Raw genomic sequence first — 20,014 nt, 5'->3', positions numbered from 1 at the left:
TGCGTCCTCGGGGCCGAGCGAGGCCTCCTGACCTTACAGAGCGAAAGATTTCGCTCCTGCCCCGGACGACGCATGGCCGGAGGCCGGCCGTGTTTGATAGAATCCCACCAATGGACTCGCCGATCCGGGAGCTTCTGCGTTCGCCCGACTTCCTGAGACTGTGGCTGGTCGGCGCCTTCGCCAATGCGATGCGCTGGCTGGAGCTGCTCGCCTCGGGCCTGTTCGCCTGGGAAGCGACGCACTCGGCCTTCGCCGTCACCGTCGTGGTGGCGCTGCGCCAGCTTCCGCAGCTCCTGTTCGGTGCGTTCGCCGGCGCGCTCTCGGAGGCACTGAACCGCAAGCTGATCTTCATGCTGGCGCTCGTCGTGCCCGCGCTGATCTCGACGCTGCTGGCCACGCTCGCCGCCACGGGACATCTGGAGGTCTGGCACGTGGCGGTCGGCAACCTCGTTTCCGGCACCATGTGGTCGACGGAGATGTCGACCCGCCGCCGCATGGTGGGCGAGGTTGCCGGACCGCACCGCATCGTCAACGCCATCGCGCTCGACAGCATGACCTCGGCCGCGACGCGCGCGGTCGGCCCGCTGCTGGGCGGGATCGCGTTCCAGTGGCTGGGCATGAAGGGCGCCTACACGATCACCGCGCTGGTGCAGTTCGCCGGCGCCTTCGCCATCGCCGGCCTCGTCCACGCGCAGGTGACGCGGCGGCTCGATCTCGTTCGGATCCCGCACGAGATCGCCGAGGGGCTGCGCTTCGCGTGGACGCGGCCCACCATCCTGCTGGTGTTCGGCATCACCATCGTCACCAACGCCTTTGCCTTCGCCTATTCGGGCCTGGTCGCGCCGCTCGGGCAGGGCGCGTTCCACGTCTCTCCCGCGCTGGTCGGCCTGCTGGCGGCCGGCGAGCCGCTGGGGGCGCTGATCGGAGGCGCGCTGATCGCGGCGGGATTCCTGCGCATGGACCGGCGACTGGCCTTCGCCGGCGGCGCGGCGCTGTTCATGTGCGCGCTGATCCTGATGGCGCTGTCGCCGTTCTACTGGCTGGCCTTCGCGCTCCTCGTGCTGGGTGGCTTCGGGACGGCGGGTTTCGGTAACATGCAGTCGACCCTCATGCTCACCGAGGCGCCGCCCGAGATGCGCAGCCGGCTGATGGGCGTGGTCACGATGTGCATCGGCACGGCCCCGCTCGGCCAGCTCGCGGCCGGCGCGATCTCCGATGCGCTCGGCCCGCGCAGCGCGGTGATCGTCATGGCAGTGATGGGACTGTTACTGACCGGCGGCATGATGGCGGCCCTCAGGAAGAGGCCGCCCGCGCCGCCGCCGGTTTGACCGGCCCCGGACGTCAGCTCCGCCTTACTTCAGGAACTTCAGGCACTCGCCGGCCGCTTCGGCGGCGACGCGGGCATTGTCACGGGACATCGAGCCGCCCATCACCATCGGGCGGGCGACGCCGGTCAGGGCATCCTTGATGTCGGTCTTGGGCGTCATGGTCGGCGCGACCTTGCCGTAGAGGAGCTGGCCGTCCTTCGAGAGCTGCGCGGCGCAGGCAGACGCGGCCGCCTGGTCGGCGGCCTGGACGCCAACGGGCAGCAGGAGCAGGCCGAGCAGGGGCAGATGGATGAGGCGCATGAACTGATTCTCTCTCGCTGGCTTGAAAGGGGGCGGACCATAGCCTCCCGGATGGGTTGTGGCATAGACCTCCAGCGCGGCGTCATTGCGGCGGGCAGACCGACGGCCCGCAACGCCCGGAAGTCTGGCGCGTTCACCCTGCGCCGATGTGCTGCGCCTCCGCGGGACGGCCGGGAGATCTCACCATGAACATGTCGGCCGAAGGCATCCTCGTCATCCTGATCGTCGGCATCGTTGCCGGCTGGCTCGCCGGCAAGGTGGTTCGCGGCACCGGGTTCGGGCTGGTGGGCGACCTGCTGGTCGGCATCGCCGGTGCGCTGTTCGCGGGCCTGCTGTTTCCCCGCCTCGGCCTCAGTCTGGGCGGCGGGCTCCTCTCGGAGATCCTGTTCGCGGCGCTGGGTGCGATCATCCTGTTGCTGATCGTCGGACTGGTGCGCGGGCGGAGGGCCTAGCCAGCCTCATCGCCGTCGCGCTTGCCCGCGTCAGGCGAGCTTCTCGACCGAAATCTCGTGGACGGCCCGGCCGTCGCGCTCGAAGCCCGTGATGTTGGCGATCGTGGTGCCCGCGATGCCGTGCAGGGCATCGGCGGTGAAGAACGCCTGGTGCCCCGTGACGAGCACGTTGGGAAAGGACAGAAGCCGGGCGAAGACGTCATCCTGGATCACCTTGTCGGACAGATCCTCGAAGAACAGGTCAGCCTCCTCCTCGTAGACGTCGAGGCCGAGATGACCGAGGTGGCCGGCCTTCAGCGCCGCGATCACCGCCGGCGTATCGATGACCGCCCCGCGGCTCGTATTGATCAGCATGGCGCCCCGGCGCATGCGGGCAAGCGCGGCTTGGTCGATCAGGTGGCGGGTCGCGGGCGTCAGAGGGCAATGGAGCGACACGATGTCGGCGGACGCCAGCAGGTCGGACAGCTCGACGTAGCGCACGCCCGCCGCGATACAGGCCGGGTCGGGTGCCGGATCGACGGCGAGGATCGTGCAGCCAAAGCCTGCGAGGATGCGGGCGAAGGTGGCACCGATGCGCCCGGTACCGATGACGCCGACGGTCCGGCCCGTCATGTCGAAGCCCAGAAACCCCTCGAGCGCAAAGTTGCCTTCGCGGACGCGGGCATAGGCGCGATGGATGTTGCGGTTGAGCGCCAGCACGAGGGCGACGGCATGCTCGGCGACGGCGTGCGGTGAGTATTCGGGTACCCGGGCGACGGTGATCCCGAGCTTCCGGGCCGCGACGAGGTCGACATTGTTGAAGCCCGTACACCGCAGCGCCACAAGGCGAATGCCCCACCCTGCGAGTGCCCGGAGGACGTCGACCGGCAGCGCGTCGTTCACAAAGGCACAGACCGCCGTTGCACCATCGGCCAGGGCCGCGGTCTCGCGTGTCAGGCGTGGTTCGAGATAGGCCAGCTCGTGACAGTCGGACGTGTTGGCGGCGTCCAGGAAATGCCGGTCGTAGGGCTTGGTGCTGAAAACAGCGACGCGCATCGCGCGGCCCGCGGGCGCCGGGCTCCTAGCCCTTCTGGCCCTGCCCGGTCGGGCGCTTGTCCTTCTTGACGGATTTCGGCCCGCCGCGCACGGCGTCCTTGGCGATCTGCTTGGTCGAAACGCGCAACGCCGCCTGATGCTGGCGGTCGTTGGGCGTGCGTTCGGGGGTCTTGCTCATATCCCTGCAACGCGCGACCTCTTGAGACGTTCCAGAGCGAGGTCTATCGGCTTCGATCGGGGTGCGTCACGGCTGGCGGGGCGGCGCGAAACCCGTCACACTCGCAACATCAATCGCCTTCGTGCGGTGGGAACCGGTCCGGAGACAGGGTGCAGGACGGCAACAAGACGACACGGGCGACGTCGCCGGGAGGCTTGCCCAAACCGCGCCGCATAGACGGCCGGGCTCTGCGCAGCGAGCGGACCAAGCAGCTCATTATCGAGGCTTATCTTGAACTGCTGCGCGACAGTCCCGAAATCCCGACAGCGGCCCAGATCGCCAAACGCGCCGGCTATTCGGTGCGCTCGGTCTTCGAGCGTTTCGACGACCTGCTGGCGCTCAGCCTGGCCGCCGCCGACTATGCCTTTGCCGAAGGTCTCGCCCAGGCTGCAATCCGCGACCTCGACGGCACCCGCGAGCAGCGCCTGCGAGCCCAGGTGGAGACCCGCGCCGGAGTCTGCGAGCGCTGGCTGCCGCTCTGGCGGGTGCTCCTGCACAATCAGAACGAATCGGAGTTCCTGAAGACCCGGATCGGCCTCATGCGCGACGCGGTATGGGCGCGGCTCGCCCTGATGTACCGCGCGGAACTCGCCCCCCTTCCGGAAGCTGACCGCAGGAAAATCCTGATCGCGCTCGAACAGGTTACCGACTTCGAGAGCTGGGGGCGCATGCGCGAGCGCCATGGCCTCTCCGTCGCGGACGCCATCGACGCCTGGATCACGGCGATCGACAGGCTGCTGCCGCCGACGCCGGGGCCTCGCTGATCAATTCCCGGCAGGCGGGATCGTGAACTTCCTCGCCAGCAGCAGCGCCTCCATCTCGGCAATGCCGCGCGCGAAATCGCCGCGCTCGCAATCGATGCTGGCGGCGATGCGGGTCATGTTGCGCCGGCCATCGGAATGGGGGCTGCGACCCGCGCCGTAGCGGTCGTAATAGTCGATGAGCTGCTCGCAGCGCGCGGCCTCCGCGGAGGTCGGTTCCGCCATCGACCGGCCGGGCAGGACGAGGCACACGAAGGTTGCCAGAAGGAAAAAAGAAACAAAAGGCAGGAGGTAGGTCATGCTGCCTTCAACGAAATACGGCGCTGCTTGTTGCCGGCGTGGCATCGTGCCGCCCTTCCTGTCTTGCGGCACCATCGGCAGGTCCGCAAGCTGAACGGGCTTACGCATCATTGGGGATCGGGAAATGCTCACGCTCTATCACGGCTGGAGATCATCGGCGTCGCGGCGGGTTCGGTTGTGCCTGGCCGAGAAGAACCTGCCCTTCGAGAGCAAGGTGATCGACCTCGCGAAGATGGAACACCATGCACCATCCTTCCTGAAGCTCAATCCAAACGGTGTCATTCCGCTCCTGATCCTGGAGGACGGCCGATCGCTCTACGAGAGCGGCACGATCTGCGAGTTCGTGGATGAAACCTGGCCGAAGCCGCCGCTGCGTCCGGCCGACGCCTACGATCGCGCCGTGATGCGGAACTGGATCCGCCACGTCGACGGTCTGATCGGCAACCTGATCATCTTCAACTGGGCGCATTCGATGGCCAAGGTCGCCTCGCAATGGTCCGACGCCGAACTCGCCGAAAAGCTCGCGAACGTTCCCAGCAAGGAGCGGCGCGAAGCATGGCTGCGCACAGCGCGCCGGCCCTACACCGATGAAGAGCGCCAGGAGGCGCGCACCAAGCTGACCGTCGGCCTGGTCGACCGGATGGAGGAGACGCTGCGCCAGAGCCGATGGCTGGCAGGCGACGACTATTCGCTCGCCGACATCGGCGCGGTGCCCTTCATCAAGCGCATCGACGAGGAGATCGCGCCGGAGGAGATCACGGCGGCGCGGCATCCTCGCGTCGCCGAATGGTGGGCCGCGATCCAGGCGCGTCCGGCCTTCGCCACGGCGAAGATCGGACCGTTCACGGCATGACGCGGACGGTCACCTTCGATTTCTACGGCACGCTGGTGCAATGGCACGAAGGTGTCGAAAAGGGCTTTCGCGCGATCGTTGCGCGACATGGCAAGCCCGGGATGGATCTCGCGCCGCTGATCCATGCCTTCCACGCCGAAGGCCGCCGGCTGCGCGACACGCCGCCATGGCGACCCTATCGCGACGTGCTGCGCCAGAGCCTGAGGTTTGCGCTGGACCATGGCGGGCTTGCGATACGCGATGAGGATGTCGAAGGCCTGATCGCAGGTTTGTCACGACTGCCGGTGCATCCTGACGTTCCGGCCGCCCTCGCAGCCTTGCGCGCGGGCGGTTGGCGGCTCGCGGCGATCTCGAACACCGACGACGACCTGATCGCCGGCAGCCTGCCCGGCCTCGGCCTCGCGCTCGACGCGGTGATCACCGCGCAGCAGGCGCGCGCCTACAAGCCGGACCCGCGGCTGTTCCACCACGCCCATGCCGTGCTCTGCGTGACGCCGGCCGACACCGTGCATGTGGCGGCCAGCCAGCCGCTCGACATGGCGGTGTGCAGGGCGCTCGGCATCCGCGCCTACTGGGTGAACCGCCGGGCCGAGACGGCCGACCCGCAATGGTATCCCTTCACCGAAGTGAGGGATGTCGCCGAGGCGGCGCGCTCGATCCTCGCCTGAACGATCAGGCGCGCACCAGCGTCTTGATGGCGAGCGCCGGCTTGCCTGATTTCTCGGCAACCTCGCGATCCTGCTCCGCGATGATGTCGCGCGCCGGCAGGTCCTTTTCGAGCCCTTCGAGGGCATCGAGCGGCACGCGGCGGTTGGAGCGCTGGCTGCCGTCTTCGTAAGTGACGTTGAACAGCACGTATTCCGTGCGCTTGCTGGATTTCTTGCCCATCGGGGCCTCCCAAGGTTCAGGTCCGTCGACATCGAGGGGGCTTGAGGCGCGATTCCCCGTCGGGAATGCGTGCAGGGAGCGTGCGTTGGCGGTGGACCTTCGAGGCAGCGCCGCGACCGTAGAGGCCGGGGAAAAGAAAAACCCCGCACCCAAAGGGTGCGGGGCCTTTTTGCTTCGCTGGAGCGTGGCTGCCGCAAGCGGCAGCCGGCTCATCAGCCGGCAGTCTTCAGATTGTCTGCGGCCATCTTGCCGCTGCGACGGTCGGCGACGAGTTCATACTCGACCTTCTGACCTTCGTTCAGCGAGCCCAGGCCCGCGCGCTCGACGGCGCTGATGTGCACGAAGGCATCGGCACCGCCGTTGTCCGGCTGGATGAAGCCGAAGCCCTTCTGAATATTGAACCACTTCACGGTTCCCGTAGCCATGGGTAACCCTTTCACTACTTTAGATATGCTTACCCGCGCGGCGTCCCGCAAAAACAAAGGGACGCGCAGCCGGCCGTCGAATTCGCACTGGTTTTCGGGATCAAGTGTTCGTGGAGCGGGTTTGCCGGCAAGGCCGGAAACGCGGACCAAATCAATCGTCCGTCTATCGACGCGCTGGATATGGCCTTTTGCCAGGGCATTTGCAAGGACCGATTGGTCCTGAATCCGGCTCCCGCTAAGCTCCAGGCGACACTGAGAGGGGAGAATGTCGCATGCCCGGCAATCCGAAGGTGCTCATCTCGGGTGCAGGTCCCGTTGGCCTCACCCTCGCCAACGAACTGGTTCGCCATGGCATTCCCGTGCGCATCGTCGACAAGGCGGCCCAGCGAACCGACAAATCCAAGGCGCTCGTCCTGTGGAGCCGGACGCTCGAACTGTTCGACGCGGCCGGTTACGTCCAGGGGTTCCTGTCGGCCGGCCTTCAGGCGCACGGCGCGCAGATATCAACCGGCAAGCAGATCGTTGCCCGGATTGCGTTCGACCTGATCGACAGCCGGTTCGCCTACGCGCTGATGATCCCCCAGAGCGAGACCGAGCGCATCCTCGAGGAGCGGCTGGCGGCGGCAGGGGTGACGGTCGAGCGTACCGTCGGCCTGAGCGGCTTCACGGACAGGGGCGATTCGGTGGAAGCGGTCCTCACAGGGGCCAGCGGCGACAGCGAGACGATTCAGGCCGATTGGCTCGTGGGCTGCGATGGCGCGCATTCGGCGGTTCGTCACGGACTTGGCCTCGCCTTCGAAGGCTCGACCTTGCAATCCCATTGGGCGCTGGCCGACGGCCACGTCACAGGCCTCGATCGCCAGGATCACCTGCACATCTTCTGGCACCGCGACGGCATACTCGCCTTCTTTCCCATCGTCGGGGATCGCTGGAGGGTGATCGCCGACCTGGGTCCCGCCGCAGACGGCGAACTCCATCCCGATCCGACGCTCGGGGAAATCAACGCGTTGATGGCGCATCGCGGCTCGCCTGCCATCGCAATGACCGATCCGGTCTGGCTCGCCGCCTTCCGCATCAACGAGCGCAAGGTGAAGGAATACTCCAGGGGTCGCGTATTCCTTGCGGGCGACGCCGCCCACATTCACAGCCCGGCCGGCGGCCAAGGCATGAACACGGGCATGCAGGACGCCTTCAATCTCGCCTGGAAGCTGGCACTGGTGATCGAAGGCGCGGCGAAGCCCGCACTCCTGGACAGCTACTCGCGCGAGCGCTCAGCCGTCGGCGATCTCGTCCTGAAGAATGCGGGTCGGCTGACCGAGCTGGCGACACTGCGCAATCCGCTGCTGCAGGATATCCGGAACACCGTCCTGCGCTTCGCCGCCGGTTTCCCTCAGATCCAGCACAAGGTTGCGGACCAACTCGGCGAGATGGACATCGGCTATCCCGACAGTCCCCTCACGGCCGCGAGCGGCCCGGTCGCCAACGGTCCCAAAGCGGGCGAACGCTGGCCGCACCGGCTGGCCGAGGGACCCGGCGGGTGCCGTTTCACGGCGCTCGGCCTTCCTGATCCGGTGGCCGGACTTGCCGCGAAGTTTCCCAACCTCGTGACGATGGGGCCGGCGTGCGACCCCATCGATGCCAAGACGCTGCGCCTCATCCGGCCCGATGGATATGTGGGATTCACCGGAGGACCGCAGGATACGGCGCGCGCGGAAGCCTATCTGGCGGCGCTGGAGGCCTGAACAGCCGCGTCTTCAGGAAATCGACGGCAGCATCCGATCGATGGCCGACGCCCAGACGTCCAGGGCAGAGTCCCACGGCAAGCCGAAGTCGTCTCTCAGGGCTCCCCAACTCTCGAAACTGGTGAGGGTCGCCAGGGCAAGCACAAGGGTCTCCCGGGCCTTGGGATCCAGGGCGGTGAGTTCGGGCCGGTACATCAGTTCCAGCCGCTCGACGTTGGCCCGGCGCACAGCCAGCACGCGCGCCCGGATATCGGGCAACTGCTCTTCCACCGGCTTGGCCGTGAGGATCCGCCACAAGGGAAGCCACTTCGCGCAGGCCTGGGCACGGGTATGCACATGCGAACGAATGCGCGCGGCCCGATCGCCGCCGACATCCCGGGGCTCGGCCTCGGCCTGCCCCAGCGCGATGGCGTAGTCGGCGGTGGCGAGGCTGAGAGCCTCCAGGTCGGTGAAACGCTCGAAAATCGAGCGAACCGAATAGCCGGCCCGCGCCGCGATTTCCGCCGCAGTCGGCATGCGCCCATGCTCCTGGAGGAGCATCACATAGGCCTCGATGATCAGATGCCGGGTGCGCTCGCTGCGCAGGCGCCTTCCATCGAAACGGATCGGCTCGGACAGCGAGGCGGCTGGACCCGACGGGAAAGCCTCATGCGAGGTCACTGGTTGGCGCTCCCACGAACGATGAACGATCTCAGCAATAGGCCTGCCGCCCGGCAGCGTCACCCCCTCCTTTCGCATCTCTGGCACTTGAGCAGGGTCGCTGGCAGAGTTGGGCTCCATGCCGGTTCACTGGACCATACATTCGAAACATCAGCTCATGACCGTTGTCGCCGAGGGCGACGTCACCCGGCCGGAGTTCGAGGCCTATCTGGACGTGATCGACAACGCCAAACTGTATGCCTACCGCAAGCTGTTCGACGGAAGCAGCGCCGATACCAGTATGGGGGCCGACAACATCCTGGCGGTGGGAGTTCGCATGAGGTCAGCGCATCACACCCGACCGGTCGGTCCGCTGGCCGTCGTCGTATCCGAGGACAAGATCGCCATGGTGGCTCGCATACTCGGCGTGCTGGCGGCCGCGAACCGCCCGATGCGCGTCTTCCAGCAAGCGGGTCCGGCACGAGACTGGATCCTGAAACAGTCCCTTTAGGGAACTGCGCAACGGGAGACGCCGATCGCCTCCCTCCGAGCCTGTAACGCGTCCCGGATGTCTCAGGGGGAGACGATGCGCCGGGTTGCGACGGTTGCGCCCGGCCTGTAGAGCGCTCGCTCGCTTGCAGGAGCCGAAGTGCAGATGGCCGACACCGACGACGACTATGTCTACGACGAAGCCAGCGGCGAGTGGATGCCCGCCGCAGAAGCAGCCGCGAAGAAGGCGGCGGCCGAGGAGGCTGCGCGAGGCGTGGAGGTGCGCGACTCGGTCGGCAACCTGTTGGCCGACGGCGACAGCGTCATCCTGGTCAAGGATCTCAAGGTAAAGGGCGCCAACCAGACGCTGCAACGCGGCACGGTCATCAAGACCATCCGTCTTACAGGCGATGCCCAGGAGATCGACTGCCGCCACGACACCATCAAGGGCCTGGTCCTGCGCGCCGAGTTCGTCCGCAAGCGCTAAAGCAACGAAGCTCCGGCGCGTGGCACTGCCGTCAGGGCATCGTCCCGGGCGGACGCTGTTCGCCGGGACGCACGCGGCGATCCTCGTCCTCCGGGCCGACAGTGCGGCTGGTGTCCTTGTCACGCGGTCGCACCGTCTCCCCGGTGCCGGTGTCACGCTCGATATCGGTGTTGGTTCGTTCCCGCGGCTTGGGATCGGGATCGGTGGCCATGGCATTCTCCTTGTTCCTGCACAAGGAAGCGAACGGCCCGGAAGTAGCTTCGGTTGCCGCCGGATCGATCTGGCGAATGTCTACTTGCGGCGCCGCTTGGCCCGGGACGTCGCCGGCACGACCTCGTCACGACTAAGATTGTCGTGCCGCGCATCCATGAGACGGTAGTCCATGACGAGTTCCTCGCCGGCCTTGATGTCGCGCAGCGCATAGTAGGTCACGTCGCCGTCGTCGGAGCCGATGTTGGGATCGGCGGCGTGGTTCATGTACCAGCCGGTCGAGATCCGCAGGAAGTCGAGCGGCGCCCAGTAGCCGCCGGCGCTGCGGATGCCGAAGCGCTTGATGAGCTGGACCTGCGGTGAGGCGTGCGCCCTGGCCAGCGGAATAAAGCGGCTGTCCTTGCCGTCCCATACGCGGACCAGTTCGTCCTTCCTGATGTCGATGTCGGCGAAGCATCCGAGACCATGGATTTTGGAAGCACCGAGATGAACGAATGCCTTGCTGACTTTGCGTTTCATGAACTCTCTACTCTCGGGAATGCCCGCGCGTGCCCGGTGAATACTCCGGGCCCGCGCGGCAACGCAATGCTGCGGTGGAAGTCGGGTCTCAGGCCTTCACGATGAACGGCTTGGCCGCGGTGTCGTAGTCGGCGTAGCCCAGCGTCGCGCGCAGGTCGGCGGGCGACAGCGCGCTCTTGCTCTCGGCCTCGCCGGCCTTGAGTGCGGCCAGTCCGGCCTTCATGCCGGCGGCGGCAGGCGACAGCATGCCGGTCGGATAGGTGCCGATCTTGAAGCCGAGCTTGAGGGCTTCGGTCTGCGAGGGCGTGGCGCGCGGCGCGCCGGGGGACAAAACGGCAAAGGACGGGCGCCCCTTGGCGGCGGCGACGCCACGCCGGATCTCCTCGTCGTCGGCCGGCGAGTCGAGGAACAGGATGTCGGCGCCCTCCTCAACATACATCTCGATGCGGGCCACGGCCTCGTCGATGCCCTGCGTGGGACGGCAATCGGTGCGCGCAAGCACAAGGATACCCGACTCCTTCGCAGCCTGGACGGCGGCGCGGATCTTCATGCGCGCTTCCTCGCGCGGCAGGCAGGGCTTGCCGGCGGCGGTGAGCGCGCGCGGCGTGATCTTGTCCTCGATCAGCACGGCGGCGGCGCCGGCGCGGCCGTAGGCACTCACGGTGCGCTGCACGTTCATCGCATTGCCGTAGCCGTGATCACCGTCGGCCAGCACCAGCAGGTCGGGCGCCGCGCTGTGCACCATGTTGAAGGAATCGAACATCTCGCCGAACGAGACGAGGTCGAGATCGGGGCCACCCAGGCGGCTGGCGGCGACGCACGAGCCCGACAGGAACGCCGTCTTGAAGCCTTCGCCATAGGTCAGCTTGGCGGTCAGCCCGTCCCACACCGCCGGCATGACGACGAGGCCGGGTTCGGCCAGCAGGGCGCGCAGACCTTGGGGGGCACTGGTCACTTCGGATCTCCTCGGGTTTCTCGCAAAGGGCGGCGGACGATAGCAGACCGCGCAAGCAGGTCGACACACCGACTGCACGCGGTCTAGGCTTTCAGCCGCACTGCAATCCTACGGAGAGTCACAAGCATCAACAGCAAGCCGTTGTCGGGAGGAAACCAGAATGAAAATCACCAAGACGCGTTTCGCTTCGATCTGCATCGCCGCATCGCTCGTCGGGTGGGCAGGCCCCGGATGGGCACAGAAGAGCGGCGGCACGCTGCGCATCCAGCACATGGACACCCCGCCCAGCGCCTCCATCCATGAGGAATCGACCGTCTCGGTCGCCGTCCCCTTCATGGCGATCTACAACAATCTCGTCATCTTCGACCAGAACGCGCCGAAGAACAGCCTCGACACCATCGTGCCCGACCTCGCGACGAGCTGGGAGACGAAGGACGGCGGCCGCAAGCTGGTCTTCAAGACCCGCGACGGCGTGAAGTGGCACGACGGCAAGCCGTTCTCGGCGGCCGACGTCGCCTGCACCTTCGACCTGATCCTCACGCCGGAAAAACTGCGCCGCAATCCGCGCAGCGCCTGGTACGGCAACCTGGAGAAGGTGACCGCGGACAGCCCGTCGGAGGTGACCTTCCATCTGAAGCAGCCGCAACCCTCGCTGCTCGCGCTGCTCGCCTCCGGCTACACGCCGATCTATCCCTGCCACGTCCCGGCCGCCGACATGCGGCGCAAGCCGGTCGGCACCGGGCCCTTCAAGCTGGCCGATTTCAAGATGAACGAGGGCATCAAGCTGGTGAAGAACCAGGACTACTGGAAGCCGGGACGGCCCTATCTCGACGCCATCGAGTTCTCGATCATCGCCGACCGCTCGACGCGCATGCTGTCGTTCGTCGCCGGCAAGTTCGACATGACCTTCCCGGCCGACGTCACCGTGCCGCTGCTGAAGAACATCAAGCGCGACGCACCCCAGGCGCAGTGCACCATGCGCGAAAGCGGCGTCAGCACCAACCTGATCGTCAATCGCGAGGTTGCGCCGTTCGACAACCCGAAAGTTCGCCGCGCCATGGCGCTGACCCTCGACCGCGATGCCTTCATCAGGATCCTGAGCGAGGGCGAAGGCCAGATGGGCGGAGCCATGCTGCCGCCGCCAGACGGTGTCTGGGGTTTGCCCAAGGAGAAGCTGCAGGGCCTCATCGGCTATGGCGACGTGGAGAAGGCCCGCGAGGAAGCGCGGGCGCTGATGAAGGAAGCAGGCTACGGGCCCGACAAGCGCCTCAAGCTCAAGGTCAGCACCCGCAACATCGCCACCTTCAAGGATCCGGCGGTGATCCTCATCGACCAGCTCAAGCAGATCTGGATGGACGCCGAACTCGAGATCATCGACACCAGCGTCTACTACAACCGCGTCTTCAAGAAGGACTATGTCGTCGCGCTCAACCTCACCGGCAGCGCGGTCGACGATCCCGACGTGACCCTGTTCGAGGGCTATGCCTGCGGCTCGCTGCGCAACTACAACAACTACTGCAATCCGGAGATGACCAAGCTCTTCGAGGAGCAGTCGCGCGAGACCGACCGCAAGAAGCGGCAGGAAATGGTCTGGGAGATCGACCGCAAGCTGCAGGAGGACGTGGCGCGGCCGATCATAAGCCACGGCCGTATCGCCGGATGCTGGCAGCCGCAGGTCAAGAACGTCACGCTGCACATCAACAGCATCTACAACAACTGGCGTTTCGAGGACGTCTGGCTGGATCGCTAGTGCGCGTCAGCCGGCCGCCTTCAGCAAAAGCTTGCCGGCGACGCCCCGACCTTCGAGGCGGCGGTGCATGTCCGCCGCCTCGGCCAGGGGAAACACACCCTCGATCGGGACCTTGAGCCAGCCCTCGGCCAGGGCCGCCAGCACATGGTCGACGCCAGCCTGCCACTCGGCCGACGTCTGGTCGATATGGCCGAGATGCAGGCGGGTGAAGGTCTGCGAGCGCGGCAGGATGCGCTCGCGAATGTTCTTGAACGGCTGCCCTTCGGCCTCGCCGATGCTGATGATGTGGCCGAGCATCTTCACCACGCCGAAGGTGCGGTCGAGCATGGTGGCGCCGTAGGAGTCGATGGCGAGATCGACGCCCTTGCCGCCGGTGAAATCGAGCACCGCGCGCTCGAAGTCCTCCTGCGAGGTCACCACGACGCGCGAGGCGCCGAAGGCCAGCGCCCTGGCTTCCTTGCCCGGCGTGCCGGTCGTGCCGATGACACGCGCTCCCGCCCGCACGGCAAGCTGGGTGCACATCAGCCCGACCCCGCCGCCGATCGCGTTCACCAGCACCGTGTCGCCCGGTCCGATGCCGCCGTAGATCGTCCACATCATGTGCCAGGCAGTGAGCGCCTGGATGGGAAAGGCCGCGCCGACGTCGAGCGGGACCGCGTCCGGCAGCTTGATGAGGCCCAGGGCGGAAGCGACGCACTTCTCGGCATAGGCACCGCCCTTTTCCGGGAAGGTCGCCACCCGATCGCCCACCTTCACGCCCGTCACCCCCGACCCTAGCGCCGCGACCGTGCCGGAGACCTCGAAGCCCAGGATCATCGGATAGGTCATGGGATGCGGGTAGATGCCCATGCGAACCTGGGTGTCGGCCCAGTTGCAGCCGGCATAGGCCACATCGATCAGGACCTCGCCCGCCCCCGGCACGGGGTCCGGCAGCTCGGCGAGAACCAGTTGCTCGGGACCTCCGGTGGCGTGGATGACGACGGCTTTCATGAGCTCCTCCCGGACGACGATCGCTGGAGAGTGCCTTGCAGCATCGATGCCAGACCGAACAGCCGGAAGCTCTCAGCCTTTATCTGACGCCAGGATCTCGCGCAGGCGGGCCGTCGCGGCGCGGCCGATCGTCAGGGGATGGGCCATGCCATCGAGCACGAGACGGCCGGTCGAGCGCGTCGGCGCTTCGAGGCTGCGCAGCCGGTCGCGGTTGATCAGCACCGACCGGCCCAGCCGCACGAAGGGCGGTGCCGGCAGCAGCTCCTCGAAATGCGCCAGGGTACGCAGGATCATCACCGCCGGCTGGCCCGCCACGAAGACCCGTGTGAAGTCGCCGTCGGCGGAGACCGCCACGATCTCCCCCGGCGTCGCGAACAATGTCCGCCGCGGTGTCCTGAGCTCGATCACGCCCGGCCCCGGCGGCAGCGCCGAGAGCGCGAGCTGGCGCGCCGCCCGCGCCAGCGCCGCTTCGAGGCGGACCGGCTCGACCGGCTTCAGCAGGTAATCCACGGCATTCACGGCGAAGGCCTCGACCGCGTGCTCCGCGAAGGCTGTGACGAAGACCACGATGGGCGGACGTTCCAGCGACTCGATCAGGTCGAAGCCGTCGCTCCCGCCGCCCAGCTCGATGTCGAGGAAGATCAGGTCGGGCTGCAGCATCGCAACCTGCGTGCGGGCCTCCTCGGCGCTGTCCGCCTCGCCCACGATCTCCACATGAGCAAGCGACGCCAGCAAGCGCCGCATGGCGCTGCGGGCCAGCGCCTCGTCATCGACGATCAGGACCCGCACGGCTCGCCCCTCAGCTCCAGTGTTGCAATCACCCTCTTCTCTTCAGGCCGTTCGCCCGCTTCGCGCAGCTCGAAAGCATGCCGTCCGGGATAATGCAGCGCGAGCCGGCGCCGCACATTCTCCACGCCGATGCCCAGGCGCTGGCGGCGCGGTGTATTGGCGGGGGCAAGCGTTCCTGCATTCGAGACCTCGGCATGAAGCGCATCGCCGTTCGCGCGAATGACGATGCGCAGATCGAGATCGTGCTCGCGCCGCCCGTGCTTGACGGCGTTCTCCACCAGCGGCTGCAGCAGGAAGCTCGCGATACGATGGCTCATGGCCTCCGGCGCCACGTCCAGCCGTGTCTGCAGGCGATCGCCAAAGCGCGCCTTCTGGACGGCGAGGTAGGCGGCGAGGCCCGTCACTTCGCTCTCCACCGTGACAACCGTGTGACTTATGCCGTCGAGCGAGTGCCGGAGGTAGGCGGTGAGGTTGCGGAGCATGTCTAATGCCGCGGTCGGGTGCTCGGGGATCTCCTCCGCGACACCGTTCAGGGCATTGAACAGGAAGTGAGGATCGAGTTGCAGGCGAAGCTGTTCGAGTTCGGCCCGCAGGGCTTCGGCTTCGGCGCGCATTGTCCTTCGATGCTGCGCCTGCTCCGCCATCTCTGCGCGCAGCCAGAAATAGGCGAGGCTCCACCCCGCAAGGGCAAAGAAGTAATGCACGAATGGAACGAAGAACTCTTCGACGCCACGACGGTCGGGCGGCACGATCCAGGGCACAGCCTCATGGATCAGAACGATCATGCTCGCGACGACGAGCGCTCCCAGCAGCGAGAGCAGCGCGATCAGCGCCACACCGCCGATCGAAACGCGATGAGCGAAGCGATGCGTGACGTAGACGCCGCGCATCGCCGTCGAAATCGCGACCAGGCAGACGAGAATGAGGCCTGTCCGGGCGAAGGCGACCGAAAAGCTGTGAAAGGCGATACGCTGCGCCAACAGGTCGGCGATCGCGAACAGCCCCCAGCCCGCGATCTGGACCCGCCAGAACAGAGACAGGCCGTTCCACCGGGCAAGCAGAAGTGCGGACAAGGTCGAGGCGCTCCGGGCGGGACGGCTGAATTCCCGAGAAAGATTGGGCATTTGGAGCAGTCAGGCAAGCACTGCCTGCCAGGCGCGCAGCGACCCGTTCGCCGACTTTCCTGCCGGGTTCACCGACTACCCGGCCGGTCGCCGATGTAACGCCCCAATGTCGATGGCATCTGTCTCGCACGCGATGCGCGGAAACTGAGCGGAGGGAAGCGATGGCTACGGTCAAGTACACGGTCAAGGACAACTGGGGTTCCGGCTTCATCGGCAACATGACCGTCGATGCCGGCACGGGTAGCCTCCATGGCTGGACCGTCGAGTTCGATGCCGGTTACACCATCACGAATATCTGGGGCGCCGAGATCGTCAGCCGCGTCGGCACCCACTACGTCATCCGGAATGCCTCCTACAACGGCGACGTCTCGTCCGGCGGGAGCGTCACCTTCGGCTTCCAGGCGACTCCCGGCGCCTCGGGCGGCACGACGACGACTGGGCTGGAGCTGAACGGCGTTGGCGAGGAGCCGCCGCCGGTCCTGCCGACGATCTCGGTCGGCGACGCCTCGGTCATCGAGGGCAACAGCGGCGCCGTTCAGATGAACTTCACGGTCAGCCTGTCCAAGGCCGCGACCGGTCCCGTTACGGTCGCCTACGCCACGGCCGACGGCACCGCCACGACGGGCTCGGACTACGTCGCCAAGTCGGGCACCATCACCTTCGCCGCCGGCGAGACGCAGAAGACCATCAGCATCACGGTGAACGGCGACAAGGTCGCCGAGCTGAACGAGACGCTGGCGCTCACTCTTTCCGCCCCGAGCGGCGCCACCATCGCCGACGGCGCGGCGGTCGGCACGGTCCTCACCGACGACGTCATCGTCCCCAGGATCACCATCGCCGACGCCACTGTGAAGGAAGGCGACGGCGGCACGCGCGATCTCGCCTTCACGATCACCCTTTCGGAGGCCACCACCGGCCCGGTGAGCGTGACCTACGGCACCGAGGATGGCACGGCCAAGGCAGGGCTGGATTACGTCGCCCAGACCGGCACGGTCACCTTCGCGCCCGGCGAGACCTCCAAGGTGATCAACATCAAGGTCACCGGCGATACGATCATCGAAGGCAACGATACGCTGAAGATCAACCTGACCGGAGCGACCGGCGGCAAGATCGCCGACCGCCTTGGCATCGGGACGATCGTGAACGACGACGCCACGATCACGATTGCAAACGCCACGGTGACGGAGGGCAACAGCGGCGCCAGCGAGCTGGCCTTCACCGTCAGCCTGTCCGCGGCGACGTCCGGCCCGGTGACGGTCGCCTATGCGACCACCAACGGCACCGCCAAAGCCGGCCAGGACTATGTCGCCCAGTCGGGCCTGCTGACATTCGCCGCCGGCGAGACGTCGAAGGTCATCCGCGTCCAGGTGACCGGCGACACGGCGGTCGAGGCCAGCGAGACCCTGAAGGTCAACCTCACCTCGCCGACCGGCGCCACGATCAGGGACGGCAGCGCGCTCGGCACCATCGTCAACGACGACAGCGCCACCGCCCTGCCCTCGCTCTCGATCAACGACGCCTCGTCCGCCGAAGGCAGCGCGGCAACGCCCGGCCAGACCACTTTCACCGTGAGCCTGTCCGCGGCCTCCACCTCGCCGGTCACCGTGAATTTCGCGACGGCCAACGGCACGGCGCTTGCCGGCAGCGACTATGTCGCGCAATCCGGCACGCTCACCTTCGCAGCGGGCGAGACGCAGAAGACGATTCAGATCGCCACGACTGGCGATTCGGCCGTTGAAGCCAACGAAGGCTTCAGCGTCGTCCTGTCGAGCCCGACCGGCGCGACCATCGCCGACGCGACCGGTGCCGGCACGATCGTCAACGACGATGCGCCGGCCGGCCCGACGCTCGGCATTTCCGACGCGACGGTGATCGAGGGCAATCCCGGCAGCGGGGCGGCGCCCGGCTGGCTCAGCACCTCGGGCAACCAGATCATCGACTCGGCCGGACACTCGGTGCAGATCGCCGGCGTGAACTGGTTCGGCTTCGAATCGTCGACCTTCGCGCCGCACGGCCTGTGGACGCGCGGCTACAAGGACATGATGGACCAGATGGTGGATCTGGGCTTCAACACCATCCGCATGCCCTTCTCGAGCGAGATGCTGCATACGACGACCGCGCCGAACGGCATCGACTTCAGCAAGAACCCGGACCTGCAGGGCCTGTCGGCGCTGCAGGTCATGGACAAGATCGTCGACTATGCAAACGAGATCGGCCTCAAGATCATCCTCGACCATCACCGCAGCAATGCCGGGGCCGGCACGTCCGAGAATGGCCTGTGGTACAACAGCCAGTATACGCAGTCGGCCTGGATCAACGACTGGAAGATGCTGGCGGCGCGCTATGCCGACGATCAGTCGGTCATCGGTGCGGACCTGCACAACGAGCCTTACAACGGTACCTGGGGCAGCGGCGGCGCCAACGACTGGGCGCTGGCGGCGGAGACGGCCGGCAACGCCATCGGCACGGTGAACCCCAACTGGTTGATCTTCGTCGAAGGCATCGGCACCTACAACGGCCAGAGCTATTGGTGGGGCGGCAACCTGATGGGCGTGCGCGACCGGCCGATCGACCTCGCGCTCGACAACAAGCTGGTCTACTCGGCGCACGACTATCCCAACTCGGTCTACGAGCAGTCATGGTTCCAGGGCCCCGACTTCCCGGCGAACCTGCCCGCCAAGTTCGACCAGATGTGGGGCTACATCTACAAGGAAGGCATCGCGCCCGTGTGGATCGGCGAGTTCGGCACCAAGCTGGTGGACCCGAAGGATGCACCTTGGCTGGAAGCGATCACCTCGTATCTTGGTGGCGACTTCAACAACGACGGCACGTCCGACCTGGCACCGGGACAGAAGGGGCCGAGCTGGACCTTCTGGTCGTGGAACCCCAACTCGGGCGACACCGGGGGCATCCTGAACGACAACTGGAACACCGTGAACCAGACGAAGATGGGCTACCTCACGCCCATCGAATACCAGTTCCACGAGGATGCGCCGGGCGACGGAGGCGCGCCGAGTGGTCCGAGCGCGAGCTTCGTGCTGACGCTTTCGGAAGCCGCGACGCACGAAGTGACCGTGGATTACCAGACCGTCTACGGCGAGGCCGGCGCGGCTGACTTCATCGCAGAGAACGGCCACGTCACCTTCGCGGCCGGCGAACAGAGCAAGACGATCACGATCGAGATCAGCCCGGACAGACTGGTCGAGGGCAACGAGCATTTCGGCGTCGTCCTCAGCAACGCGGTGGGCGCCACGATCACGCGCGCCACCGGCACCGGCACAATCGTCGACGACGACACCGCGCCGACGACATCAACCACGCCATCGACTCCCACCACCCCGACGGAGCCGTCGGGCTCGGGCGATCTCGAGGCCATGTTCGCGATCGTCAATTCCTGGTCGGGCGGCTTCAACGGCAGCGTGACCCTGGAGAACGAGGGCGACGCCACGGTCACGGGCTGGCAGGTCAAGATCGAGACGACCAACCAGATCACCGACATCTGGAACGCCGTCATCGTGTCGCACGATGCGAGCGGCTACGTGATCGGCAATACCTCCCACAACGGAACGATCGCCCATGACGGCGAAACCAGCTTCGGTTTCGTGGCCGCCGGCGCGCAGAACCCGTCGACGGTGCACATCGACCTGCTCGACCTGTGAGGCGGTGACGCCGCGTCGGCGTCTCGCCCTGCAATCTCCGACCCGTCGGGGGCGCTTCCGGTCATCTCTCCCAGTGCCTAAAATCGGCACTGGGAGGATTCG

23 protein-coding genes are annotated in these 20,014 nt (G+C 66.6%); 10 read left to right on the top strand and 13 right to left on the bottom strand.

What is annotated here, in order from left to right; all coding sequences use genetic code 11:
* The first annotated feature begins 110 nt into the window (after positions 1 to 110).
* Positions 111 to 1,328 (top strand): MFS transporter, encoded by a 1,218-nt coding sequence (locus tag KQ910_RS08365; RefSeq protein ID WP_216958250.1) that lies wholly within the window; start codon positions 111 to 113, stop codon positions 1,326 to 1,328.
* A 24-nt stretch (positions 1,329 to 1,352) separates the two neighbouring features.
* Here the strand turns inward: KQ910_RS08365 and KQ910_RS08360 are convergent, their stop codons facing one another.
* Positions 1,353 to 1,628 (bottom strand): hypothetical protein, encoded by a 276-nt coding sequence (locus tag KQ910_RS08360; protein ID WP_216958248.1) that lies wholly within the window; start codon positions 1,626 to 1,628, stop codon positions 1,353 to 1,355.
* 185 nt (positions 1,629 to 1,813) lie between these two features.
* Here KQ910_RS08360 and KQ910_RS08355 point away from each other — a divergent pair, with 185 nt between their 5' ends.
* Positions 1,814 to 2,080, top strand: a complete 267-nt coding sequence (locus tag KQ910_RS08355) for a GlsB/YeaQ/YmgE family stress response membrane protein (RefSeq protein ID WP_216958245.1) — start codon at positions 1,814 to 1,816, stop codon at positions 2,078 to 2,080.
* A 30-nt stretch (positions 2,081 to 2,110) separates the two neighbouring features.
* Here KQ910_RS08355 and KQ910_RS08350 read toward each other — a convergent pair whose 3' ends face one another.
* Both KQ910_RS08350 and KQ910_RS08345 read right to left on the bottom strand, forming a co-directional pair.
* Positions 2,111 to 3,115: a 2-hydroxyacid dehydrogenase gene (locus tag KQ910_RS08350; RefSeq protein ID WP_216958243.1), complete on the bottom strand. Its 1,005-nt coding sequence runs from the start codon at positions 3,113 to 3,115 to the stop codon at positions 2,111 to 2,113.
* Between the two features lie 25 nt (positions 3,116 to 3,140).
* Positions 3,141 to 3,293: a hypothetical protein gene (locus KQ910_RS08345; protein ID WP_216958241.1), complete on the bottom strand. Its 153-nt coding sequence runs from the start codon at positions 3,291 to 3,293 to the stop codon at positions 3,141 to 3,143.
* A 149-nt stretch (positions 3,294 to 3,442) separates the two neighbouring features.
* Between KQ910_RS08345 and KQ910_RS08340 the strand changes: the two genes are divergently transcribed.
* A complete protein-coding gene (locus tag KQ910_RS08340) occupies positions 3,443 to 4,096 on the top strand; it encodes a hypothetical protein (protein ID WP_216958240.1) in 654 nt (217 codons plus the stop codon).
* Here KQ910_RS08340 and KQ910_RS08335 read toward each other — a convergent pair whose 3' ends face one another.
* A complete protein-coding gene (locus tag KQ910_RS08335; protein ID WP_216958238.1) occupies positions 4,097 to 4,504 on the bottom strand; it encodes a hypothetical protein in 408 nt (135 codons plus the stop codon).
* A 13-nt stretch (positions 4,505 to 4,517) separates the two neighbouring features.
* On the opposite strand from KQ910_RS08335, the gene KQ910_RS08330 reads away from it, so the two are divergent.
* The gene (locus KQ910_RS08330) at positions 4,518 to 5,246 is read left to right on the top strand and encodes a glutathione S-transferase family protein (protein WP_216958236.1); all 729 of its coding nucleotides are present in this window, start codon (positions 4,518 to 4,520) and stop codon (positions 5,244 to 5,246) included.
* Positions 5,243 to 5,914, top strand: coding sequence for a haloacid dehalogenase type II (locus KQ910_RS08325; protein ID WP_216958234.1), 672 nt, complete (start codon positions 5,243 to 5,245; stop codon positions 5,912 to 5,914). Before KQ910_RS08330 ends, KQ910_RS08325 begins: the two co-directional genes overlap by 4 nt.
* A gap of 4 nt (positions 5,915 to 5,918) precedes the next feature.
* Here KQ910_RS08325 and KQ910_RS08320 read toward each other — a convergent pair whose 3' ends face one another.
* Complete coding sequence (locus tag KQ910_RS08320; protein WP_216958225.1) at positions 5,919 to 6,134, bottom strand: hypothetical protein; 216 nt, start codon at positions 6,132 to 6,134, stop codon at positions 5,919 to 5,921.
* Positions 6,135 to 6,346: 212 nt separating this feature from the next.
* On the bottom strand, positions 6,347 to 6,559 hold the full coding sequence (locus tag KQ910_RS08315) for a cold-shock protein (protein WP_216958223.1): 213 nt from the start codon (positions 6,557 to 6,559) through the stop codon (positions 6,347 to 6,349).
* 272 nt (positions 6,560 to 6,831) lie between these two features.
* On the opposite strand from KQ910_RS08315, the gene KQ910_RS08310 reads away from it, so the two are divergent.
* Positions 6,832 to 8,301 carry an FAD-dependent monooxygenase gene (locus tag KQ910_RS08310; RefSeq protein ID WP_216958220.1) on the top strand — a complete coding sequence of 490 codons (1,470 nt, stop codon included), beginning with the start codon at positions 6,832 to 6,834 and terminating at the stop codon, positions 8,299 to 8,301.
* Between the two features lie 12 nt (positions 8,302 to 8,313).
* Here KQ910_RS08310 and KQ910_RS08305 read toward each other — a convergent pair whose 3' ends face one another.
* Positions 8,314 to 8,961: a TetR/AcrR family transcriptional regulator gene (locus KQ910_RS08305; RefSeq protein WP_216958218.1), complete on the bottom strand. Its 648-nt coding sequence runs from the start codon at positions 8,959 to 8,961 to the stop codon at positions 8,314 to 8,316.
* A 157-nt stretch (positions 8,962 to 9,118) separates the two neighbouring features.
* Here KQ910_RS08305 and KQ910_RS08300 point away from each other — a divergent pair, with 157 nt between their 5' ends.
* On the top strand, positions 9,119 to 9,451 hold the full coding sequence (locus KQ910_RS08300) for an STAS/SEC14 domain-containing protein (RefSeq protein WP_216958216.1): 333 nt from the start codon (positions 9,119 to 9,121) through the stop codon (positions 9,449 to 9,451).
* Between the two features lie 144 nt (positions 9,452 to 9,595).
* Positions 9,596 to 9,916, top strand: coding sequence for an alkylphosphonate utilization protein (locus KQ910_RS08295; RefSeq protein ID WP_216958213.1), 321 nt, complete (start codon positions 9,596 to 9,598; stop codon positions 9,914 to 9,916).
* Positions 9,917 to 9,947: 31 nt separating this feature from the next.
* Here KQ910_RS08295 and KQ910_RS08290 read toward each other — a convergent pair whose 3' ends face one another.
* The 3 genes from KQ910_RS08290 to KQ910_RS08280 all read right to left on the bottom strand — a co-directional run bounded on the left by KQ910_RS08290 (position 9,948) and on the right by KQ910_RS08280 (position 11,600).
* Positions 9,948 to 10,127, bottom strand: coding sequence for a hypothetical protein (locus KQ910_RS08290; RefSeq protein ID WP_216958211.1), 180 nt, complete (start codon positions 10,125 to 10,127; stop codon positions 9,948 to 9,950).
* Between the two features lie 80 nt (positions 10,128 to 10,207).
* Positions 10,208 to 10,645, bottom strand: coding sequence for an SET domain-containing protein-lysine N-methyltransferase (locus KQ910_RS08285; protein ID WP_216958209.1), 438 nt, complete (start codon positions 10,643 to 10,645; stop codon positions 10,208 to 10,210).
* 88 nt (positions 10,646 to 10,733) lie between these two features.
* Complete coding sequence (locus KQ910_RS08280; protein WP_216958207.1) at positions 10,734 to 11,600, bottom strand: isocitrate lyase/PEP mutase family protein; 867 nt, start codon at positions 11,598 to 11,600, stop codon at positions 10,734 to 10,736.
* Positions 11,601 to 11,760: 160 nt separating this feature from the next.
* Between KQ910_RS08280 and KQ910_RS08275 the strand changes: the two genes are divergently transcribed.
* Positions 11,761 to 13,350 carry an ABC transporter substrate-binding protein gene (locus KQ910_RS08275; RefSeq protein WP_216958205.1) on the top strand — a complete coding sequence of 530 codons (1,590 nt, stop codon included), beginning with the start codon at positions 11,761 to 11,763 and terminating at the stop codon, positions 13,348 to 13,350.
* A 6-nt stretch (positions 13,351 to 13,356) separates the two neighbouring features.
* On the opposite strand, the gene KQ910_RS08270 is transcribed toward KQ910_RS08275, so the two are convergent.
* The 3 genes from KQ910_RS08270 to KQ910_RS08260 all read right to left on the bottom strand — a co-directional run bounded on the left by KQ910_RS08270 (position 13,357) and on the right by KQ910_RS08260 (position 16,202).
* A complete protein-coding gene (locus KQ910_RS08270) occupies positions 13,357 to 14,340 on the bottom strand; it encodes a quinone oxidoreductase family protein (RefSeq protein ID WP_216958196.1) in 984 nt (327 codons plus the stop codon).
* Positions 14,341 to 14,412: 72 nt separating this feature from the next.
* The gene (locus tag KQ910_RS08265) at positions 14,413 to 15,129 is read right to left on the bottom strand and encodes a LytR/AlgR family response regulator transcription factor (RefSeq protein ID WP_369408300.1); all 717 of its coding nucleotides are present in this window, start codon (positions 15,127 to 15,129) and stop codon (positions 14,413 to 14,415) included.
* Positions 15,117 to 16,202, bottom strand: a complete 1,086-nt coding sequence (locus KQ910_RS08260) for a sensor histidine kinase (RefSeq protein WP_216958194.1) — start codon at positions 16,200 to 16,202, stop codon at positions 15,117 to 15,119. The genes KQ910_RS08265 and KQ910_RS08260 overlap by 13 nt, the downstream gene beginning before the upstream one ends.
* Positions 16,203 to 16,414: 212 nt before the next feature.
* On the opposite strand from KQ910_RS08260, the gene KQ910_RS08255 reads away from it, so the two are divergent.
* Complete coding sequence (locus KQ910_RS08255; RefSeq protein ID WP_216958193.1) at positions 16,415 to 19,912, top strand: Calx-beta domain-containing protein; 3,498 nt, start codon at positions 16,415 to 16,417, stop codon at positions 19,910 to 19,912.
* Positions 19,913 to 20,014: the final 102 nt, after the last annotated feature.

It is taken from the genome of Reyranella humidisoli (assembly GCF_019039055.1).
In the GTDB taxonomy this organism is placed as follows: domain Bacteria; phylum Pseudomonadota; class Alphaproteobacteria; order Reyranellales; family Reyranellaceae; genus Reyranella; species Reyranella humidisoli.
The sequence above is the reverse complement of the archived record's forward strand: the minus strand, read 5'-3'. Positions and strand labels throughout refer to the sequence as shown.

Coding starts and splice junctions, on each gene's coding strand:
- KQ910_RS08365 (WP_216958250.1), top strand. CDS start 111: ATGGACTCGCCGATCCGGGAGCTTCTGCGTTCGCCCGACTTCCTGAGA.
- KQ910_RS08360 (WP_216958248.1), bottom strand. CDS start 1,628: ATGCGCCTCATCCATCTGCCCCTGCTCGGCCTGCTCCTGCTGCCCGTT.
- KQ910_RS08355 (WP_216958245.1), top strand. CDS start 1,814: ATGAACATGTCGGCCGAAGGCATCCTCGTCATCCTGATCGTCGGCATC.
- KQ910_RS08350 (WP_216958243.1), bottom strand. CDS start 3,115: ATGCGCGTCGCTGTTTTCAGCACCAAGCCCTACGACCGGCATTTCCTG.
- KQ910_RS08345 (WP_216958241.1), bottom strand. CDS start 3,293: ATGAGCAAGACCCCCGAACGCACGCCCAACGACCGCCAGCATCAGGCG.
- KQ910_RS08335 (WP_216958238.1), bottom strand. CDS start 4,504: ATGATGCGTAAGCCCGTTCAGCTTGCGGACCTGCCGATGGTGCCGCAA.
- KQ910_RS08330 (WP_216958236.1), top strand. CDS start 4,518: ATGCTCACGCTCTATCACGGCTGGAGATCATCGGCGTCGCGGCGGGTT.
- KQ910_RS08325 (WP_216958234.1), top strand. CDS start 5,243: ATGACGCGGACGGTCACCTTCGATTTCTACGGCACGCTGGTGCAATGG.
- KQ910_RS08320 (WP_216958225.1), bottom strand. CDS start 6,134: ATGGGCAAGAAATCCAGCAAGCGCACGGAATACGTGCTGTTCAACGTC.
- KQ910_RS08315 (WP_216958223.1), bottom strand. CDS start 6,559: ATGGCTACGGGAACCGTGAAGTGGTTCAATATTCAGAAGGGCTTCGGC.
- KQ910_RS08310 (WP_216958220.1), top strand. CDS start 6,832: ATGCCCGGCAATCCGAAGGTGCTCATCTCGGGTGCAGGTCCCGTTGGC.
- KQ910_RS08300 (WP_216958216.1), top strand. CDS start 9,119: ATGACCGTTGTCGCCGAGGGCGACGTCACCCGGCCGGAGTTCGAGGCC.
- KQ910_RS08295 (WP_216958213.1), top strand. CDS start 9,596: ATGGCCGACACCGACGACGACTATGTCTACGACGAAGCCAGCGGCGAG.
- KQ910_RS08290 (WP_216958211.1), bottom strand. CDS start 10,127: ATGGCCACCGATCCCGATCCCAAGCCGCGGGAACGAACCAACACCGAT.
- KQ910_RS08285 (WP_216958209.1), bottom strand. CDS start 10,645: ATGAAACGCAAAGTCAGCAAGGCATTCGTTCATCTCGGTGCTTCCAAA.
- KQ910_RS08275 (WP_216958205.1), top strand. CDS start 11,761: ATGAAAATCACCAAGACGCGTTTCGCTTCGATCTGCATCGCCGCATCG.
- KQ910_RS08270 (WP_216958196.1), bottom strand. CDS start 14,340: ATGAAAGCCGTCGTCATCCACGCCACCGGAGGTCCCGAGCAACTGGTT.
- KQ910_RS08255 (WP_216958193.1), top strand. CDS start 16,415: ATGGCTACGGTCAAGTACACGGTCAAGGACAACTGGGGTTCCGGCTTC.